Below are 18,249 nucleotides of genomic sequence, written 5' to 3' on the forward strand. Positions count from 1 at the left end.
ATGAGATGTACTACGTTTCTTGCGAGTGGGAGCCATGCCGAGAGTCACGCTTTCGTATGAAGCGCGGTCACCATCTAAATGTCCGCAATGGGGCGTCAGCAGCCGGCCGTTGGGCGCTAAGTCAAAACTACTTGGCCAATTTAAGGAGTGCGCGCCAATACGGCTCGCAATTTATTCAGGGCTTCAGGCTTCACTTTTGGCAGGCCTGGGGAAAGCTCTTCGGCTTTGTTCAGGGCTGCTCGTGCGGCTGCGAATTTGCCTTGTTTTGTGAGTAGTTCAGCTTGAACGAAATAGGCGGCGCCGCTGTTTGGATGCGCTTTCAGCACTTGCTCTATCAAGGTTTGGGCTTCAGCGTATCTGCCTGCTGAGGCGGCGGCATATACTTCTTCGACTGTCGGCTCGGCAGCAGATGCGGTGAAGGTCAGCGCCAGTGCGGCAGCCGCGAAAATGGATTTCTTCATACGATGCCTGTTTATGCCAGCTGTAGGGGCGAGGCGATTTGCGTTTGGGCGGAGTCCATGCTGGCGGCGATAGCGCTGGCGACGGTTTCCGCTGTGGCGGCGGATAGTGTCCAGCCGAGGTGGCCGTGGCCGGTGTTGTAGAACACGCCGGGCGCTTTGCCGGGGCCGACGCGTGGCATCAGGTCCGGCATCATCGGCCGCAAGCCGGCCCAAGGCGTGATGTTGCGGGTGCTGACATCCGGGAAGTTTTGCTGCACCCAATCCGTCAGCGGCGCGATGCGGTCGGCGCGGATGTCGCGGTTATGGCCGTGGAACTCGGCGGTGCCGGCCACGCGCAAACGGTCCGTCCCCAGCCGGCTGCACACCAGCTTGACGGTGTCGTCGACCAGGCTTACCTGCGGCGCCGCCTGCTGACTGGCCACATCGTCCAATTGCAGCGTGACGGAATAGCCTTTGACCGGATAGACGTTGACGTTGTCGCCCACTTGCGCGGCGAGGTCGCGGCTGGCGGCGCCGGCGCAGATCACCACCGCGTCATAGCGGCTGGTTGTGGCGCCGTCGCCCTGCATGATGGTAACGTCCACGCCGGCGCTGCCGGCATTCAGCTGCACCACCTGCTGGTTGTAGCGCAACTGCGCTCCGTGGCGTTGTGCGGCATCGGCCAGGCCGGTGGTGAATTTGTGGATGTCACCGCTGCTGTCGCTCTCGGTGTAATGGCCGCCGTAGTAATCGCCTTGCAGCGCCGGTTCGATGGTGCGCATCTCTTCCGGCGTGACCGCGCGGCGCGGCACGCCGGCGCGTTCCAGCAGCCGGGTGACTGCCACCGCGTGTTCGAATTCCTCGCGGTCGCGGTGCAGGTGCAGGATGCCTTGCTGTTTCAGGTCGAACTGTATGCCTTCTTCGTCGGCCCACTGGAACAGGTGCTGGCGCGCACCGACCGCCATGCGGGCGAGGGCGATGGTGTTGTCGTGATACTGCGGCATGGCGCCGATGAATTCACTGAACCAGGACAGCTTGTGCCAGGTTGGATGCAGGTGCACCAGCAGCGGCGCGTCGCGGCGTAGCATCCAGTGCAGGGCCTTGCTGATGGTCGAGCGGTGATTCCATACCTCGGCATTGGAGGCCGACAGTTGGCCGCCGTTGGCATAGGAGGTTTCCATTGCCGCATAGCGATGGCGCTCCAGCAGGGTGACGGCGAAGCCGCGCTTGGCGAGGGCATAGGCGGTCGTCACGCCGGTGACGCCGCCGCCGATGATGGCGATGGTTTTCATGATGTACATAACAATCTTACAAGAAAACCATGGCCCCTCAAAAGGATTTTTATGCCTTCTGTTGTTTAGCGATGTAACGGTCGATCACCGATGGCAGCACCGTCAGCGGCACGCCACAGCTTTGCACCAGTGCGTCGTTGAAGCCGGCCAGGTCGAATTTGCCGCCCAGCGCCTGTTTGGCGCGGTCGCGCTGGCGGATGATTTCGTTGTGGCCCATCTTGTAGCCGCAGGCCTGGCCCGGCGATACCGTGTAGCGGTCGATTTCGCTGGTCATCGCCTGCTGGCCACGGCCGGTGTTCTCGACCAGGAAGCGGATCGCCTGCTCGCGTGTCCATTTCATCGCGTGCATGCCGGTGTCCACCACCAGACGGCAGGCGCGGAATTGCTGCGCCTGCAGATAGCCGATCTGGCTGAACGGATCGTTGGCGTACAGGCCGAATTCGTCCACCAGCTGTTCCGCATACAGCGCCCAGCCTTCGATGAAGGCGTTGAAGCCGATCAGCGAGGAAATCAGCGGCAGTTCGCCATGGTGCTCGGCCAGGTAGGCGCCTTGCCAGGCGTGGCCTGGCAGGCCTTCGTGCGCGGTCAGCGTGGCGAGTTCCGACTTCGGCCACAGCGTGGTCGACTTCAGGTTGACGTAGTAGATAGCCGGACGCGAACCGTCCAGCGAGGCGAAGTTCATATAGCCCAGCGGTGCGCCGGATTCGATATCGACCGGTACGCGCTTGATTTGCAGCGGTACTTTCAGGTCGAGGTGCGAAATCTGCGGCATCAGCTTGCGCACGTCGGCGATGCGGTCATTGCAGTAGGCGATCAGCTGTTCGCGGCCCTTGTCGTTGTCGGCGTAGAAGCGCGACGGGTCTTTCGACAAGGCCAGCAGGCGCTGGCCCACGGTGCCGTTGGTGATGCCCTGTTTTTTCAGGATGGCGTCGATGCGCGCTTGCAGCTGCTTGTTCTGTTCCAGGCCGATGGCGTGGATTTCCTTGGCGCTGTGGGTGGTTGAGGTGCCGAGGCGCAGCGCCCACTCGTAGTAGGCCGCGCCATCTGGCAGGCGGTGTACGCCGGCGACGTTGGTGGCTTTGGTGGCGGCCTTGCTGAAGGTGTCGATCTGGCGTTCCAGCGCTGGATAGATCGAACCTTCTACCAGTTTCAGGGCGCGTGCATGCCAGTCGCCGGCGATGTTTTGCTTCTTCGTGCGCTCGCTGATCGACGTGACCAGCTTTTGCTCGGCGGCTGCGGTCTTGCGAAAATCCTTTAACTGGCCCAGCGCGGTCTTGCAGATGAAGTCCGGTGGCATGATGCCTTTGGCGGCTTGCTCGGCGATGCGCGCGGTTTCCTGGTCCAGCATTTTCGCCAGGCCTTGCAGGCGGGCGATGTAGGCTTCGGCATCGGCGGCGTTGCTGATCTGGTGCTGCGAATCGAGGAATTCCGGCACGCGCGTGATGGCGCCATCCTGCTGCGTGACAGGGAAGGGCGCGGTGCCGCCAAAGAAGCCGCTGGCGGCGCCGCCGAACGGGAAGCGCACGCCTTGCTTGCCTGATTCGGCGGCGTAGGCGATGGTGTCGTAGCGTGCTTGTGCATCGGCGCTCAGCGCTTTGCGGTCGATGGTGCGCAGGCGGGCTTCGATCGATTTCACCTCATCAGCCCATTTTGCCTCGCCAGCAGGCGACAGGTCTTCCAGGCGCGATTTCAGGCCGGCGCGTTGGTCCTTGTCCAGACCCAGGCCGGTGGCGCTGGTTGGCGACAGTACCAGCACTTCCTCGGCGATATCGGCCAGCAGCTTGTTGAAGGCGGCGTCGGTGTCGTTGGCCCAGGCCAGGGTGGGGACGGCGCCGGCAGCGGCGGCGGAGAGGGCGGTCAGCAGAAAATCGCGGCGGGAACTGGTCATGGCATCCTTTGAATGGGTAAGTAAAGAATCAGCGCGATGCTGACCTTAGCTTGCCCTGCGGCGGGATGTCAATGGCTTTTAGCTATCGCCGCTGAAGCGTAGTTGCAGGCGCGCCGCGAGGTCCCGCAATACATCCACCTCCTGGCGCGGCAGGGCCAGCGCCACGTGCATGTCCGGCCGCACCAGATAGGCGGCATCCTCCAGCAGGCCTGCGTGCTCGGCCGCTTCGCTCCACGGGAAGGCGTGCAAGGGCAGGCGCAGCGCCTGCGCGGTGGCGGCTAGCAGCGGATCGGTTTTGCCGTAGACATGCAATTGCCAGTCCAGCGTTTGCAGCGGCGTGAAATTGTCCGGCACCCACGGCAGCCTGTCGCCGCCGATGACTTCTCCGGCGCGGCCGCCACTCAGCGCGCTATCGGGGTAGTGGATCAGCACTTGCGATAATGTCCTGAACAAGGTGCGGCGCGCGGCGGCAAAGCCGCTCAGCACCGGGAACACATGCGGCAGCAGCCAGCTGCGCAACAATTGTCCGCCAGTGCCTTGCGAGACGATCAGCTGGAAGGCGCGGTCCGTGGTGATGACCAGCTTGCGCGCAAAGACGATGCGCTCGGCCTCGTAGGTATCGAGCAGCGCGAGGTCGGCGCGGCCTTGCAGCACGTGGGCCAGCTTCCACGCGAGGTTGATGGCGTCGCCGATGCCGGTGTTCATGCCCTGGCCGCCGGCTGGGCTGTGGAGGTGGGCGGCGTCGCCGGCCAGGAAGCTGCGGTCGACGCGGAAGCGCGACGCCACGCGATGGTGCACGCGGTAGGTGGAGAACCAGTTCACCTGTTCCACCTGGATGCCGAGCAGCGGCTCCAGCGTCGGGCGTATGGTTTCAAAGGTTGGATATTCGGGCGCGTCCTCCGGCATGATGCCGATCAGGCGCTGCATGCCGCGCGAGCGCACCGGCAGCATCAGCGCGAAGGTGTTGGCGCCCAGGTGGCCGATCAGATCGCGGTTGGGCGGGCCGCTGGTCTGCACGTCCGCCACGTAGTACAGGTGCTTGTAGGTGCCGCCGGTGAATTCCAGTTGCAGCGATGCGCGCACGCGGCTACGCGCGCCGTCGCAGCCGCACAGGTACACGCTGCTGCAGGCGTGACGCTCGCCGTTCGACTCCAGCACGGCGCGCACGCCCCATTCATCCTGCGTGAAGGATTCCAGTTCGGTGTTCCATTCCACTTGCACGCCTTCAGCCTGAAGCTGCGCGGTCAGCAGTCGTTCGTGGTCGTCCTGCGGGTAGGCCAGCACAAAGGGATAGGGACTGAGGCCGGCGCCAATGTCGTGCAATGGCAGTTCGGCGATCTCTTCACCATGTTCGCGCAGATGGATGGCTTCGATCTTGATGCCCTGATTGATCACCGCGTCGGCAAAGCCTAGCTGGCGGTAGAATTCCAGCGTGCGCGCATGCACCGCCATGGCGCGCGAGGCCAGTCCTGGCTCGCTGTTCTTGTCGATGATGCGAACGGATACGCCGCGTCTTGCCAGTGCAATGGCAAGCACCAAACCGGTGGGACCGGCGCCGACGATGAGCACTTGAGTAGCCATGTCGCGAGTCTACTGCCACGGAAAATTGCGGCGCGCCCGGTTGGAGGTTGGCTTTTTTGCCACGCTGTGTTATGTTTATTTTTACTTAACTTTGATACCTGGTCCGATGAGCGATTTCACAACCCGTCGTGCGCTGATGCTGGCGCTGGCCTGCACGCCGCTTGCGCGCGCAGCCGATCTGCTGGACCAGGCGCCGGCCACCACGCCGTGGTCGTCGCCGGCGTTGCTGGCGCGGCTGGAGAAGGAGTCCGGCGGCCGGCTCGGTGTGGCGGCGCTGAATACCGCTGACGGCCGCCAGATACTGCATCGCGCTGACGAGCGCTTCCCGCTGTACAGCACCTTCAAGATGATGCTGGCGGCAGCCGTGCTGTCGCGCGAGCCCGCGCTGACGAAAAAGCGCATCCAGTACGACAAGGGCGATCTGGTGCCGCACTCGCCGGTGACTGGCAAGCACGTGGCGGACGGCATGACGGTGGCTGAGTTGTGCGAGGCTACGCTGCAATATAGCGACAACGCCGCCGCCAACTTGCTGATGAAGCAGATCGGCGGCCCGGCTGCCGTCACCGCTTACGCACGCTCCATCGGCGACAATGAGTTCCGCCTCGACCGCTGGGAGACGGAGTTAAATACCGCGCTGCCAGGCGACGTGCGCGACACCACCACGCCATTGGCGATGGCGCTGTCGCTGCAAAAGCTGGTGCTGGGCGAGAGCCTGCCTACATCGCAGCGTCGCCAGCTCAAGGACTGGATGATCGGGAACACCACCGGCGCCACGCGCATCCGTGCCGGCGTGCCCGCTGGCTGGACGGTCGCCGACAAGACCGGGGCCGGCGACTACGGCACCGTCAATGACATCGCCGTGATCTGGCCTGCGGGTAAAGCGCCCATCGTGCTGGCGGTGTATCTCACGCAGCCGAACAAGGACGACAAGTACCGTGCCGAGATCCATGGCGAAGTCGCCAAGGTCGTTATCGAGGCGTTCAAATGAAAGAGTTCAGGTTCAAGATTTTTGGCTCCTTCATCGCCGTCAGCGGCCAACCGGGGGCATGGCGCGCGTTTTACTTCGGCGCCGAAGGCAAACGCCGCCCGGCGGACTTCGTCATTCCCGGCGATGTCGCCGCCGATGGCCTGTGCGACTATCTCGCCGATCTGTTTCACGAAGACGCCACACCGCGCAACAATACTGCGGTTCAGTTGTCATGAGCACGGATCTGATCGGTGCGGCCTACGACGAGGGGCGCTATGACGAAGCGCTGCGTTTGATACTGGAGGCATTCGAGCTCGCTGCCTCCGGCGAGGGGGAGCCGGAGCTGGACTTTATCGTGACGTATAAATGGCACTTAATGCTCAACGACGGCTATGTTCCTGCACGCGAGGCGATGATACGGGTGCGCGATGCACAGCGCGCGCGTTTGCTGACGGGAGAACTAACTTTCGGCGCCAGTGATCAAGTGTGGCCGCGCTCGCGCTTCCAGGTCGTCCTCAATATGAACCAAAAACTGAATGACAGCCGCTCAAGCTATGACACCTTCAAACAGCTGCTCGACATCGCGCCTGATGTAGCACGCCGGAGCGCGTTCAGCGTCGTGCCGGCGATGGTGGAAGTGGGTGACTACACGCTGGCCGAAAGCTATCTTGGCGATCCGCTGGCGGATCTCGGCAGGCTGAATGATCTGGCGCGCGAATTTCCGCTGTATCCACCGCGCGGGCAGGCGCCGCGCTTGTGGGCCGAGCTATTCAATTTTGTCCGCAGCGTCACGCTGCTGATGGCCGTGCGCCGCAGCCGTGGGCGCGAGCCTGAAGCGCTGGCTCTGCATACGGCAGCCTTGGCCGGACTGGAAAGCGAAGCGCTGCGCACACTGGCACAGCGCGAAATGGCCGAACCTGGTTTGATGAATCGCGAGATAGGTAACTATCTCGCAGAGAGCGAGACGTGATGCTGAAAACCTACCACGGCAGCTGCCACTGCGGCACGGTCAGCTTTGAAGCCGACATCGATTTAAGTGAAGGGACGTTGCGCTGCAATTGCTCCATCTGCATCAAAGCGCGTTTCTGGCCGGCGATCGTCAAGCCCGAAGCGTTCCGCCTGAAGTCGGGCGAAGGTGAGCTGACGCTGTATCAGTTCCTCACCAAGCGAGACAGGCATCTGTTCTGCCGCCACTGCGGCGTGCGCCCGTTCGGTATCGGGCAGTCGCCACGTTGGGGCGAATTTTATGCAGTCAATGTCACGTGCCTGGACGACGTCAGCGAGGAAGAACTCGCAACGGCGCCCATCACCTACCTCGACGGCAAAAACGATAACTGGGAAACTCCGCCTCAAGAAACACGGTATCTATGACCCTGGCAATCCGCTACACCAGCGAGGAAGACTGGCAAGAACTGAAACGCGTGCGCCTGGCGGCCCTGCAGGATGCGCCAACAGCCTTCGGTGTTACCTACACCTCCGCAGCCGCTTACAGCGATGACGCGTGGCGCGACCGCGCCGCCGGTCGTGGCCCAGCGCGCTATATCCTGGCATTTGAGGACCAGCAGGCAGTCGGCATCATTGCCCATCTACCCAAGGCTGACCAAGTGCTGGAACTGATCGCCATGTGGGTAGCGCCATCGCAGCGCGGCACAACTGCCGCCACGCGTCTGGTCGCCGCAGTGAAAGCAGACGCCATCGCCAACGCCTGCCAGCGCGTGCTGCTCGACGTTTCCCCTGAAAACGCCCGCGCGTCAGCCTTCTACCAAAAACTAGGCTTCACCTTCCTGCCTCAGTGGGAAGCGCTGGAGAGCCATCCTCATATTCAGGTGCAGAAGATGGAATGGATCAACAATGAAAATCGTTAGCCCGTGCGCATTGGTGCTTGCATCGCTACTTCTCCCGATATTTGCGCACGCCGATGAATGCGAGAAAACCGCGCTGGCCAGAAAATACGCGCAGATGCACAGTGAGGATCAGGCGCTGAGAGGCCGCTACATCAAGATCCTCGAATCAGAGCATCGCAAACAAACAATTGATCCGAACGAGAAAGAGCAGCTTGAAATCAAAATCTCGGACATCGACGAAGCCAATCAGCGAGAGCTGGACCGGCTGCTAGCCAAATGCGGCTGGCCGGGAAAACTGGATGGCAAGCGCGCGGCATTCTCGGCCTTCATCATTATCCAGCACGCCCCACTGGACTACCAACTGAAGCACTTTGACTTCGTGAAGGCTGCCAACGAACGTGGCGAGATACCCAGCAATAAATTCGCTTGGTTGGTAGACCGGATTTTGGTCAAGCAGGGAAAACCGCAACTCTACGGCACAGAGTTTGAATATGGCAGCAACAGGGTGGCGCCTATCGCCGATCCGGACAACCTCAACGCGCGCCGCAAGAAAATGGGTTTGCCACCTTTTAGCGAACACTGATCAGTTTCGGAACGGAGACTGTCTAGTCGTCCATGCCCTTGCCGTCCAGGATGCGCTGCACGCACTTTTCAATGCGGGACTCGCGGGTCTTGGCCTGCTTGGCCGAGGAAAAGTGTAGCAGGTAGGCGCGCTGGCGGCCGGGCGTCAATTGTTCGAAGGCGGCACGCAAGGCGGGGACCTCGTCCATCTTGCGCTCCAGTTCTTCCGGGAAGGAGAATTCGGCGGTCTTCTTCAGTTCTACCTTGGCGCCGGATTGTTCCAGCGCGATGGCGTCCTTGACGTAGGCTTTTAAAGTTTTCTCCTGGCGTTTGATGTCGTCGATGCTGGTAAATCGGATCTGGCGCGCGGCCTGCACGTTTTCTGTTTGCTGGATCAGGATGTTCTTCGGGTCCTTCATGATGGCGCCCTTGAAGAACAGCATCGCGCAGTATTCCTTGAAACCGTGGATCAGCACCACGTTGCGGCCATCCAGCGTGAAGCAGGGTTGCCCCCACTTTACCGTTTCTTCCAGCCCGCAGCTGCTGATGATCGCGCGCAGCGCGGCGAACTCTGTTTCCCAGTTCATGGTGCTTGCTCCCATTCGAGATGAACCACTTTGTAGCCTTTGTCCTTGAGGACTTTCAGCAGCGTCGGCAGGGCTTTGGCGGTAGGGCCGTTCGCGTCGTGCATCAGGATGATGCCACGGCCAGCTTTGTCGAGACTTTCGTTCAGGCGTTGGGCGAGGACGGCGGTGGTGTCTTCAGGTATCCAGTCGTTGATGCCAAGGTCGATCGAGGCGACGGTGATGTTGGCTTGCTTGAGCGCGGCCAGCATGGTGGGCGTCTCTTCCAGGAAGGGGAAGCGGTAGGCCGGCGTTTCGCTGCCGAAGACGGCTTTGTAAGCGGCGCGGCTGCGCGTCAGGTCGTCCAGCTGTTGTTCAGAGCTTAGCGTCGAGAGGTTCGGGTGCGTGTCGCTGTGGATGCCGGCCGAATGGCCTTCGCCGACCACGCGGCGCGCCAGCTCTGGCGACCGGCGTAGATTGCGGCCCTCCATGAAGAAGGTGGCCTTGGCGCATTGATCCGCCAATGCCTTGAGCACCAGCGGCGTATTTTCCGGCGAAGGACCGTCGTCAAAAGTGAGGACAACTTCTCCTTTCGCCAGTGACAGCGCGGTATGCTGGTGGGCGCCGTAAGCCGCGCCTTCACGTTTAAGGACAATGGTGCGCTCGGTTTGCAGTCTGTCGGGGCCACATTCGGCGGCGCTTGCGACGCCTGATATCAATAGCATTGGCAGTAGTGCTCTTATCATGCTTGTCTCCTTGCTTTACGGCGGTTGAAGGGAGTGGTCATGCTGATTTTGGTGTTTTATGTGGCGAGCGCGCCGACTATCCCCGTTGGGAGTATAAGCGATCGTACTTCGCTTGCGGTGGTTGACGCGGTCCATTCGGCCAGGTGGCGTCCTTCCAGTTTGAGCTGGGCTTCGCGGTTGGCCCATGCCTGTGAGAAGGCCTGTGGCCTTTCGCTTGCGGATAGTGCCAGCAAGGCTTCTGTCAGCGCCGCGCCGAGGTAGTCGCGGGCGACTGCTTGCCAGTCGGGGATATCCTGCACCCGCAGGATGTCCGCACCAACGGGGCCTTGCAGGTTGATGGCGGCCAGCGAGTAATGGTCGTCGTGGCTGAGGGAGATACCCATGGTGCTGGCATGGCCGCCCAGCAGGATAGACGGTGGTTGGCCGGGGCGGGACACAATGCTGATGTCATCAGCCGGGATGCACAGCACTGCTGCGAGGGCCTCGCATGCGGCGTGGCGCAACTGGCGGCGGGCGGCATCGCGGTGCGTGCCTGCGTCCGGCGCGGTGGGAGCACCGGTCGAGATCAGGATCGCGAACAAGCCGTCCTGCGGCACCGGCGTGGTGCCGGGCCAGCGGTGGACGGCCAGCGCTTTCATTTGCGCACCGGAGCGGCCGGGCAGCCGGCCCAGTTGCCGTTGGCGGGGATGGTTTCGCCTTTCATCACCAGCGTCAGCGGACCAAGGCGGGCGTTGTTGCCGACGGCGGCGCTGTACAGCACTGCGGCACGCGGTCCCATGTAAACCTTTTCGCCGATGATGACGTGGTCGATCTTCATCACGCGGTCTTCGAACAAGTGGGTCTGCGGGCAGGTCAGCGCATTCAGTTCGCTGTTGTCGCCGATTTGCACGCAATCGAATTCGGTGATGTCGGTGGTGTCCATGTAGACGCCCTTGCCGATGCGCGTGCCGAGGAAGTTGAACGCCAGCGGCAGCCATGGCGTGCCGCGCAGGTAGCGCATGAAATTCGGCACGGCGATGCCTTCATACAGATTGGTGACGGCTTCCGACAGCCACACGAACGGTGTCCACATCGGCTCCGATTGCTTGCGATAGCGGCCGAGCAGCAGCCACTTGAGCACCACCACGAAGATGTAATTGCCAACGCCGTAGATCAGGCCAGCCACTGTCAGGTCCCAGATGACTTCGCCCCAGCGGCCGGCACCTGCCGCCGGCATCACCGCCAGCACCAGCGTGTAGCCGACCGCGATCACCAGCGCGTGCGGCGCGACGATGCGGAAGGCTTCGATCAGGCCGCGCCCCAGGCGGCGCAATGGCGATGGATGGAAGGTCAGCCGCTCCGGATAGCCGCTGGTCTGCTCGCGCGCCGGCAGGTTGATCGGCGGGGAGCCAAGCCAGGTGTCGCCATTGTTCATCTGGGCGTTGTCCGGCGCGCGCGAGTGCACGCCGATCAGGACTTGTTCTGGCAAGGTGGTGCCGTCCGGGATGTAGGCGCCGTTGCCGACGAAGCTGCGGTGCGAGATCACTGTCGGTTGCATGGTCATCCAGCCGCCGTCGATTTCTTCGTCGCCCAGCATGACGGCATCGGCGATGAAGGTTTCGTCGCCCAGCGTCAGCATGTCCGGCACCACGCCCAGCGCGGTGGAGATTTCGGCGTCCTTGCCCACCTTGGCGCCGAGCAGGCGATACCAGTAGGGCGCAAATACGGTGGCGTAGATGCCGTGCAGGACGTTCAGGCTCGATTCCTGAATCTGGCTGACCAGCCATTTGGCGCAGTAAGTGTTGCCGTGGACCGGAAAGCGGCCCGGTTTCAGGCGCGGCAGCACGCTCCAGCGGATGCCGGCCGACAGCAGCGCGGTCAGCACGATCAGCACAGCGCTGGCAGGGAAGGCCAGCACGAAGTAGCGCAGCAGCTGGATGCGCATGTCGTCGCCTTGCAGCCACGGCATCCAGCCAGCTTCGTCGAACCAGTCGATCAGCACGAAGCTCGGGAACACCGGCATGAAGAACAGCGTAACGATCAGCAGGATGCCGAGCACGAAGAACACGGCTTCGCCGGCCTGGCGGGCGGCGCTGACCGATGGACGTGGTGGCAGCTTGCTGGTGTCGAAAGCACCGACATCGCGCGCCGGCGAGCCGGCCCAGACGCGGCCTGCCGGCACCACGCCACCGTCACTGAGCGCGGACTGGCCTTCGAGGTGGCCGAGTGCGGCGACGCGCGTATTGCCCTCCATGATGGCGAAGGAGCTGACGCAGGCGTCCTTCTCCAGCGTGATCCGGCCCAGGTGTAGTTGGCCGCGTTCGACGCGGGCGTTTTCGAAGTTGACGGCGTTACCGATGCTGACGTGGTCGCCGATGTCCAGCAGGTCCGGAGAACGCAGCGTCATCGAGCCGATGGTGACATCCTTGCCGACCCTGGCGCCGAGTGCGCGCAGCCACCAGACATTCAGTGATGAACCGCTCAACAGATAAGCGGGCGCGGATTCGACCAGGCGGTCGGCCAGCCACCAGCGGTAGTAGGTGAGTCCCCAAAGCGGATACGTGCCGGCCTTGAGGCGGCCGGCGATCAGCCATTTGCCGATGATGGCGATGGCGAATTCGCCGATGGTGGCCAGCAGGAACACGCCGACCGAGGCGGCGATGGCGCGACCCACCGAGTCGCCCGGATCGCCAGTGAAGAAGTGGTAGGTGAAGAAGGGCGCCAGCCATTGCGCCATGCGCAGCGTGACCAGCGGCGGCATGGCGGCGGCTTGCGCGACGCCGCAGAGCCAGCGTTTGAGTGTGGATGGCGGTGTCCAGTCCTGTTCTTCGGCGCTGGCGCCGGCCGCTTCGCTCAACACCTGGGCGATTTTGCCGATCTGGCGCTGCTGGTAGATGTCGCGCACGGTGATGTGGGCGTAGCGCGGGTCGGCGCGCAGCGAGGAGGCGAGGCGGGCGGCGAAGAAGGAGTGGCCGCCAAGATCGCTGAAGAAGTCGGCGTTGCGCAGGATGGCCTGTCCGGGGAACAGGGCTGCCAATGCGGTGAACAGGGCAGCTTCGGCGGGCGTTTCGGGCAGGTCGGAGTCTTCGGCGCTGCCGGCTGATGGGGCGCTGAGCGGCGTGGCTTTCAGCGTCTTGCGGTCGATTTTGCCTGAGGTCAGGCGCGGCATGGCGTCCAGCATTTCATAGCGGCCGGGGACCATGTAGGGTGGCAGTTTTTCCGCCAGGGCGTTGCGCAAGGCGCGCGGATCGAGTGTGATGCCGGTGTCGGCGACCAGGTAGGCGACCAGCTGGTCGATGCCGTCGTCCTTGCGTAGCAGGACGGCGACGGTGCCTACGCCTTGGTGCTGCGCGAGCAGCGCTTCGATTTCGCCGAGTTCTACGCGGAAGCCGCGGATTTTAACCTGGTCGTCGGCGCGGCCAAGGCAGGTCACTTCGCCGTCAGGGCCGATGCGGGCCAGATCGCCGGTGCGGTACAGGCGTGCATCGTGCGGGCCGGTGGACCAGGGATTGGTCAGGAACTTCTCGGCCGTCAGGTCGGGGCGGCCAAGGTAGCCGGCAGCCAGTCCGGGACCGGTGATGCACAATTCACCGACCTCGCCGTGCGCCAGCAGACGCAGGATCGGGCCTGCTGGCGCGCCAGCGGCCACGCTCGCCATCGCGTCGGCTGGGGCGGGATCGGTGTTGGCGTCGATGACCAGCAGGCCGTAGTTGGGCAACGGGCGGCCGATGGTGACTGGATAGCCAGGTTGCAGGCGCGCCAGGCTGGCGGAGACGGTGGCTTCGGTCGGGCCATAGGTGTTGAACATCTGCCGGCCGTCGCGCGACCAGCGCGTGACCAGCGATTCCGGACAGGCTTCGCCGCCGAGATTAATCAGCCGCAGACTCGGCACCTCCTGGTTGAACAATGCGAGCAGCGTAGGCACCGCGTGCAGCACGGTCACGTGGTTTTGCTCCAGCATGCGCGGCAACGTCTCCGGATCGCCGCTGATTTCCTTGGGACCGATCCACAGCGTCGCGCCAACCAGATAAGAAATCCAGATTTCCTCGAACGACATGTCGAAGGCGACCGAGAAGCCCTGATACACCTTGTCCGCGCCGGTCACGCCCAGCACTTCGTTTTCGCTGCGCAGGAAGTGGCAGATGCTGCGCTGGGTTATCAGGATGCCTTTCGGCTTGCCGGTGGAGCCGGACGTGTAGATGACATAGGCCGGAACATCCGGCGACACCGCACCACGGCGGGGCAGCGTTTCGCCGGCGGCGGGAACGGCCAGCAGCGCCTCGGCGGTCCACACCGGACGGCCCGAGGCGGCGAATTCGCCCAGCGCGGCCAGGCGTGGCGCGAAGGCGGCACAAGTCAGCACGCCGGCGCCGGACGCATCGTCGAGGCAGACTTGCAGGCGCTCCACCGGGGTATCCTCATCCACCGGCAGCCATGCCGCGCCGGCCTTGGCGATGCCCGCCTGTAGCACCAGCAGCTCGATCCCGCGCGGCAGCCACAGGCCGACGATCTGGCCCGGCTGCACACCGGCGGCAATCAGCCGGGCCGCGACCAGGTCCGCTTGCGCATTCAGTTCGCGATAGGTCAGCGTACGGTCGCCGAAAATCAGCGCACGCTGGTCCGGCACGCGTGCGGCGGTAGCTTCCAGCAGATCGGCCAGGATTTCCTCCCGCAGCAGGCTTTCCTGCTGTGGGCCAAAAAGAACGTCGGAATGCGGTGTTGCTGGCTGAGTCATGCGGGAACTTTTATTGGTGTCAGAGCGTCATTGTACGGTACGGCAGATCGTTCCCCTAGAGTGAGAATGCAAGTTCTGCTTACAGCCTTTACAATAGGAAATACGAGCCAAAACTGAAGGAGCAGCATGTCTTCCACCCGACCATTCATCGCCCCGATGCAGTTTGACGACGCCGACGCCGCTTTCGACCAGGTGCGGGCGATTTACGACTCCAATATCGCCTATCTGCGCGACGCCATGAAACGCTTTGTCGCCGGCGAAAATATCGGTGACCATGTGCGCGCCTGCTACCCGTTTGTGCGCGTGCATACGGACACCGTAGCCCGCGCAGACTCGCGTCTGGCCTTCGGCTTTGTTGCCGGTCCTGGCACCTTTGAAACCACGCTGACCCGGCCCGACCTGTTTGCCCGATACTATCTTCAGCAATTCAAGCTGCTGCTGAAGAACCACGGCAGCCACCACGTCAAGATCGAAGTCGGTGTCAGCGCGCAGCCGATTCCGATTCACTTCTCGTTTGCCGAACATGAACATATTGAAGGCAGCCTGACCTCCGAGCGCCGCCTGCTGATGCGGGACGTCTTCGACCTGCCCAACCTGGCGGCCATGGACGACGGCATCGCCAACGGCACGCACGAGCCACCGATGGGCGAGGCGCAGCCGCTGTCGCTGTTCACCGCGCCGCGTGTCGACTACTCCTTGCAGCGCCTGCGGCACTACACCGGCACCTCGTGCGAGCATTTCCAGAAGTTTGTCCTGTTCACCAACTACCAGTTCTACATCGACGAATTCATCAAGCTGGGACATGAGCTGATGGCCAGTCCCGCCAATGAGCCTGGCAACGACTACATCGCCTTTGTCGAACCAGGCAACCTGGTGATGCGCCGCGTGGGGCAGGCGGTGGAACCGGGCGACGCCCACGGTTCGCCGCTGCCACGCCTGCCGCAGATGCCGGGCTATCACCTGATCCGCGCCGACGGCACTGGTATTTCGATGGTCAACATCGGCGTCGGCCCGGCCAATGCCAAGACCATCACCGACCATATCGCCGTGCTGCGTCCGCACGCGTGGCTGATGCTGGGCCATTGCGCCGGCTTGCGCAACACTCAGGAACTGGGCGACTATGTGCTGGCCCACGGTTATGTGCGCGAAGATCACGTGCTCGACGAAGACCTGCCGCTGTGGGTGCCGATCCCGCCGCTGGCCGAGGTGCAGGTGGCGATCGAGGCCGCAGTGGCCGAGGTCACGCAGCTGACCGGTCATGACTTGAAGCGCGTGATGCGCACCGGGACCGTCGCCAGCACCGACAACCGCAACTGGGAGCTGATGCCGCAACGTACGCCGGAGCGCCGTTTCAGCCAGAGCAGGGCGATTGCACTGGACATGGAAAGCGCGACCATCGCCGCCAACGGCTTCCGTTTCCGCGTTCCCTACGGTACGTTATTGTGCGTAAGCGATAAGCCGATGCATGGTGAAATCAAGCTGCCGGGCATGGCCAACCAGTTTTACCGCGATCGGGTGGATCAGCATTTACGCATCGGCATCCGCGCGATGGAGCTGCTGCGGGCGCTGGGTGTAGACAAGCTGCACAGCCGCAAGCTGCGTAGCTTTACCGAGGTCGCCTTCCAGTAAGCCTGCCAAGCAGCTGCGGGCGCCAGGTCAGCGTAAAGGCGACGGCAATGGCGCCCGCAGTCAGCAATGTGCCCCATAGCAGGGCGCCGAAGCCCGGACCGTCGCGCCACAGGCAGGCAGCCAGGGATGCAGCAAGCAAGACTACGCCGCCGATCCGCAGGCGGAGGCGGTGGTGTGCATGGGCAGCAGTCTCGCCGCCGGCGCGTTCCCAGGAATCCGGCATGGCCAGCGCCAGGCCGGCGAAACCAGCGTAACTGGCGGCGCCGGCCAGCAGTAACAATAGGGTGCTCATGGGCTGCCCTCCAATGCGATGCTGGCGCTTGCGCGTGCAGCGCCGGCCGGCACGCGCAGGCGCCACGCCGCCAGGGCGGCCAGCGCGGCGACAAGCATCAGCATCAGATCCATGCCTGCCACCGCCCACAGGCCGGCCACGATGGTCCGCAGCAGGTGATCGCCGGTGGTGATGGCGTTCAAGGCCACGCAGGCCAGGGCGCCGGCACAGATGATCCAGGCCTGATCCCGCCATGCGGCGCGGCCGCGCATCCAGGCATGTGCCAGGGTGGCCAGCCAGGTCAGGAAAAATGCCCACATTTCCAATGAGGCGCGGTCGGCGCTGGCTAGGCTGGCGTTTGCCGGCAACAGCCGGTTGGCGGCAAACAGTGCCAGCGTGGCGATCAGGATGCCCGTCACACTGCCGACGGCGATGCCTTCGACTACGCGCACGCCGGCCAGGCCGCGTTTGGCGTGCCGCGCGCGCCGCGCTTCCAGCCAGAACAGGAAGCCGGTGGCAATCAGCACGCAGCCACTCAGGCCGGCCAGGAAATATAGCCAGCGTAGCGGCCAGTGCTCGAACTGGATGAAGTGCATGCCGGAGATGAAACGCTGGACCGACATGACCGGTCCGGCCTCAAAACGGTTCAGGATCGCACCGCTGGCGGCGTCAAAATAGATCTGGTCCAGGTTCATGGTGACGTCGTGCGCATAGGAGCGCCGCAACTCGACATAGCTGTTGGCGTCACCGGGATGCCAGACGCGCACGAAGTAGGGACGGCCGCCGGCCCATTCCTGTTCGGCCCGCGCGACCATGGCGTCGATCGAGCCCAGTGTGCCCGGCGCCTTGGCCTTGGGGCGCGAGAATTTGCCGTAGGCCTCGGCGCTGAAGGCGGCCTTGTTGTCGCCGTAGACGCTGGTATGCGCCTGCGGATAGTAAATCGTGATGAAGATGATCAGCCCTGACAGCGTGATCAGGAAGTGAAACGGCAGACCTAGCACGCCGGTCAGGTTATGCAGGTCCAGGCTGCTGCGTTGTAGCGATTTGTGCGGGCGGAAGGTGAAGAGCTGCACAAATATCTTCTTGTGGATGATGACGCCGGACACCAGCAACACCAGCATCGCCATGCCGGCCAGGCCGACGATCCATTTGCCCAGGTCTAGCCATTTGAGGTGCAGGCCATAGTGGAAGGGAAAAATGAAACCGCTGGCACCCAGGCTGCCCGGCTCTGGCAGTAGCGTCAACAGTGCTGGATCGAGCTGACGCACCGGCGCTTCGTCGGCGCCGGCCTTGTAGGTAAACCGCAGCACCGGCACGCGATCGGTCGGCAGGTCAACCCGCCATTGCGATGCCTTGGCTGGCACCGCTGGCTTCACAGCGGCAGCGATGCGGTCAAGTGACAACTGCGGCGGCGCTGGCTGAAGGCGGGTGGCAGGCATCATCCAGCGGTCGATTTCACGATCGAAGACACTCAAGGTCCCCATCCAGAACACCGCGAACAGCACGCCGCCCAGCGCCACGCCGGCCCAGGTGTGCAGCCATCCCAGCGCTGTGCGATAGCCCCACAGCAGCGCCGTCAGGCAGATGACGAAGCCGAGCATCGCGCCCAGCACCACCGCTTCCGGGCGCGCCAGGCCGGCCCATGCGAGGGCCGCGCCGATGCCACCCACCGCCAGCGCGGACAGCAGATAGGCCCCTGGAACGGCGGCGAGTAACAGCAACAGGCGTGGCGTCGGCTTGCGTTGCATGGTGT

Annotated in this window: 17 protein-coding genes; 7 read left to right on the forward strand and 10 right to left on the reverse strand. The window is 63.4% G+C overall.

The window, feature by feature from the left end; genetic code table 11:
- Window positions 1-140: 140 nt before the first annotated feature.
- From BLS51_RS16510 to BLS51_RS16525, 4 genes are all read right to left on the reverse strand, one after another.
- Window positions 141-461 (reverse strand): tetratricopeptide repeat protein, encoded by a 321-nt coding sequence (locus tag BLS51_RS16510; protein WP_090184734.1) that lies wholly within the window; start codon window positions 459-461, stop codon window positions 141-143.
- Window positions 462-472: 11 nt separating this feature from the next.
- Window positions 473-1,732: a D-amino acid dehydrogenase gene (locus BLS51_RS16515; protein ID WP_090185882.1), complete on the reverse strand. Its 1,260-nt coding sequence runs from the start codon at window positions 1,730-1,732 to the stop codon at window positions 473-475.
- A gap of 49 nt (window positions 1,733-1,781) precedes the next feature.
- On the reverse strand, window positions 1,782-3,620 hold the full coding sequence (locus tag BLS51_RS16520) for a DUF885 domain-containing protein (protein ID WP_090184737.1): 1,839 nt from the start codon (window positions 3,618-3,620) through the stop codon (window positions 1,782-1,784).
- Between the two features lie 78 nt (window positions 3,621-3,698).
- The gene (locus BLS51_RS16525; protein WP_090184741.1) at window positions 3,699-5,201 is read right to left on the reverse strand and encodes an FAD-dependent monooxygenase; all 1,503 of its coding nucleotides are present in this window, start codon (window positions 5,199-5,201) and stop codon (window positions 3,699-3,701) included.
- A 106-nt stretch (window positions 5,202-5,307) separates the two neighbouring features.
- Between BLS51_RS16525 and bla the strand changes: the two genes are divergently transcribed.
- From bla to BLS51_RS16555, 6 genes are read left to right on the forward strand one after another with little or no spacing between them, the layout of a single operon-like run.
- Window positions 5,308-6,189, forward strand: a complete 882-nt coding sequence (gene bla, locus BLS51_RS16530) for a class A beta-lactamase (RefSeq protein ID WP_090184744.1) — start codon at window positions 5,308-5,310, stop codon at window positions 6,187-6,189.
- Complete coding sequence (locus BLS51_RS16535; protein ID WP_090184748.1) at window positions 6,186-6,404, forward strand: DUF7661 family protein; 219 nt, start codon at window positions 6,186-6,188, stop codon at window positions 6,402-6,404. Before bla ends, BLS51_RS16535 begins: the two co-directional genes overlap by 4 nt.
- Window positions 6,401-7,138, forward strand: coding sequence for a hypothetical protein (locus BLS51_RS16540; RefSeq protein WP_090184751.1), 738 nt, complete (start codon window positions 6,401-6,403; stop codon window positions 7,136-7,138). Before BLS51_RS16535 ends, BLS51_RS16540 begins: the two co-directional genes overlap by 4 nt.
- On the forward strand, window positions 7,138-7,539 hold the full coding sequence (locus BLS51_RS16545) for a GFA family protein (RefSeq protein WP_090184754.1): 402 nt from the start codon (window positions 7,138-7,140) through the stop codon (window positions 7,537-7,539). The genes BLS51_RS16540 and BLS51_RS16545 overlap by 1 nt, the downstream gene beginning before the upstream one ends.
- Window positions 7,536-8,033 carry a GNAT family N-acetyltransferase gene (locus BLS51_RS16550; protein WP_139168715.1) on the forward strand — a complete coding sequence of 166 codons (498 nt, stop codon included), beginning with the start codon at window positions 7,536-7,538 and terminating at the stop codon, window positions 8,031-8,033. The genes BLS51_RS16545 and BLS51_RS16550 overlap by 4 nt, the downstream gene beginning before the upstream one ends.
- The gene (locus BLS51_RS16555) at window positions 8,020-8,595 is read left to right on the forward strand and encodes a DUF6624 domain-containing protein (protein WP_139168716.1); all 576 of its coding nucleotides are present in this window, start codon (window positions 8,020-8,022) and stop codon (window positions 8,593-8,595) included. Before BLS51_RS16550 ends, BLS51_RS16555 begins: the two co-directional genes overlap by 14 nt.
- Before the next feature lie 22 nt (window positions 8,596-8,617).
- On the opposite strand, the gene BLS51_RS16560 is transcribed toward BLS51_RS16555, so the two are convergent.
- The 4 genes from BLS51_RS16560 to BLS51_RS16575 are packed head-to-tail and all read right to left on the reverse strand — an operon-like array spanning window position 8,618 to window position 14,596.
- Window positions 8,618-9,160 (reverse strand): YdeI/OmpD-associated family protein, encoded by a 543-nt coding sequence (locus tag BLS51_RS16560; protein WP_229207612.1) that lies wholly within the window; start codon window positions 9,158-9,160, stop codon window positions 8,618-8,620.
- Window positions 9,157-9,882, reverse strand: a complete 726-nt coding sequence (locus BLS51_RS16565; RefSeq protein WP_090184764.1) for a polysaccharide deacetylase family protein — start codon at window positions 9,880-9,882, stop codon at window positions 9,157-9,159. Before BLS51_RS16565 ends, BLS51_RS16560 begins: the two co-directional genes overlap by 4 nt.
- Before the next feature lie 56 nt (window positions 9,883-9,938).
- The gene (locus BLS51_RS16570; RefSeq protein ID WP_090184767.1) at window positions 9,939-10,520 is read right to left on the reverse strand and encodes a 4'-phosphopantetheinyl transferase family protein; all 582 of its coding nucleotides are present in this window, start codon (window positions 10,518-10,520) and stop codon (window positions 9,939-9,941) included.
- Complete coding sequence (locus BLS51_RS16575) at window positions 10,517-14,596, reverse strand: Pls/PosA family non-ribosomal peptide synthetase (RefSeq protein ID WP_090184770.1); 4,080 nt, start codon at window positions 14,594-14,596, stop codon at window positions 10,517-10,519. The genes BLS51_RS16570 and BLS51_RS16575 overlap by 4 nt, the downstream gene beginning before the upstream one ends.
- Window positions 14,597-14,722: 126 nt before the next feature.
- On the opposite strand from BLS51_RS16575, the gene BLS51_RS16580 reads away from it, so the two are divergent.
- Window positions 14,723-16,225, forward strand: a complete 1,503-nt coding sequence (locus BLS51_RS16580; protein ID WP_090184773.1) for an AMP nucleosidase — start codon at window positions 14,723-14,725, stop codon at window positions 16,223-16,225.
- Here BLS51_RS16580 and BLS51_RS16585 read toward each other — a convergent pair.
- Both BLS51_RS16585 and BLS51_RS16590 read right to left on the reverse strand, forming a co-directional pair.
- Window positions 16,203-16,517, reverse strand: a complete 315-nt coding sequence (locus tag BLS51_RS16585; protein ID WP_229207613.1) for a DUF3325 domain-containing protein — start codon at window positions 16,515-16,517, stop codon at window positions 16,203-16,205. The two genes, BLS51_RS16580 and BLS51_RS16585, sit on opposite strands and share 23 nt — an antisense overlap.
- On the reverse strand, window positions 16,514-18,244 hold the full coding sequence (locus BLS51_RS16590; RefSeq protein ID WP_229207614.1) for a PepSY-associated TM helix domain-containing protein: 1,731 nt from the start codon (window positions 18,242-18,244) through the stop codon (window positions 16,514-16,516). Before BLS51_RS16590 ends, BLS51_RS16585 begins: the two co-directional genes overlap by 4 nt.
- Window positions 18,245-18,249: the final 5 nt, after the last annotated feature.

It is taken from the genome of Duganella sp. OV510, from assembly GCF_900100205.1.
GTDB lineage: Bacteria > Pseudomonadota > Gammaproteobacteria > Burkholderiales > Burkholderiaceae_D > Rugamonas.

Bases quoted from the DNA above. Each gene is read 5' to 3' on its own strand.
- BLS51_RS16550 (WP_139168715.1), top strand. From the start codon at position 7,536: ATGACCCTGGCAATCCGCTACACCAGCGAGGAAGACTGGCAAGAACTG.
- BLS51_RS16565 (WP_090184764.1), bottom strand. From the start codon at position 9,882: ATGATAAGAGCACTACTGCCAATGCTATTGATATCAGGCGTCGCAAGC.
- BLS51_RS16540 (WP_090184751.1), top strand. From the start codon at position 6,401: ATGAGCACGGATCTGATCGGTGCGGCCTACGACGAGGGGCGCTATGAC.
- BLS51_RS16545 (WP_090184754.1), top strand. From the start codon at position 7,138: ATGCTGAAAACCTACCACGGCAGCTGCCACTGCGGCACGGTCAGCTTT.
- BLS51_RS16515 (WP_090185882.1), bottom strand. From the start codon at position 1,732: ATGAAAACCATCGCCATCATCGGCGGCGGCGTCACCGGCGTGACGACC.
- BLS51_RS16535 (WP_090184748.1), top strand. From the start codon at position 6,186: ATGAAAGAGTTCAGGTTCAAGATTTTTGGCTCCTTCATCGCCGTCAGC.
- BLS51_RS16585 (WP_229207613.1), bottom strand. From the start codon at position 16,517: ATGAGCACCCTATTGTTACTGCTGGCCGGCGCCGCCAGTTACGCTGGT.
- BLS51_RS16510 (WP_090184734.1), bottom strand. From the start codon at position 461: ATGAAGAAATCCATTTTCGCGGCTGCCGCACTGGCGCTGACCTTCACC.
- BLS51_RS16520 (WP_090184737.1), bottom strand. From the start codon at position 3,620: ATGACCAGTTCCCGCCGCGATTTTCTGCTGACCGCCCTCTCCGCCGCC.
- BLS51_RS16570 (WP_090184767.1), bottom strand. From the start codon at position 10,520: ATGAAAGCGCTGGCCGTCCACCGCTGGCCCGGCACCACGCCGGTGCCG.
- BLS51_RS16560 (WP_229207612.1), bottom strand. From the start codon at position 9,160: ATGAACTGGGAAACAGAGTTCGCCGCGCTGCGCGCGATCATCAGCAGC.
- BLS51_RS16555 (WP_139168716.1), top strand. From the start codon at position 8,020: ATGAAAATCGTTAGCCCGTGCGCATTGGTGCTTGCATCGCTACTTCTC.
- BLS51_RS16575 (WP_090184770.1), bottom strand. From the start codon at position 14,596: ATGACTCAGCCAGCAACACCGCATTCCGACGTTCTTTTTGGCCCACAG.
- BLS51_RS16525 (WP_090184741.1), bottom strand. From the start codon at position 5,201: ATGGCTACTCAAGTGCTCATCGTCGGCGCCGGTCCCACCGGTTTGGTG.
- BLS51_RS16590 (WP_229207614.1), bottom strand. From the start codon at position 18,244: ATGCAACGCAAGCCGACGCCACGCCTGTTGCTGTTACTCGCCGCCGTT.
- bla (WP_090184744.1), top strand. From the start codon at position 5,308: ATGAGCGATTTCACAACCCGTCGTGCGCTGATGCTGGCGCTGGCCTGC.
- BLS51_RS16580 (WP_090184773.1), top strand. From the start codon at position 14,723: ATGTCTTCCACCCGACCATTCATCGCCCCGATGCAGTTTGACGACGCC.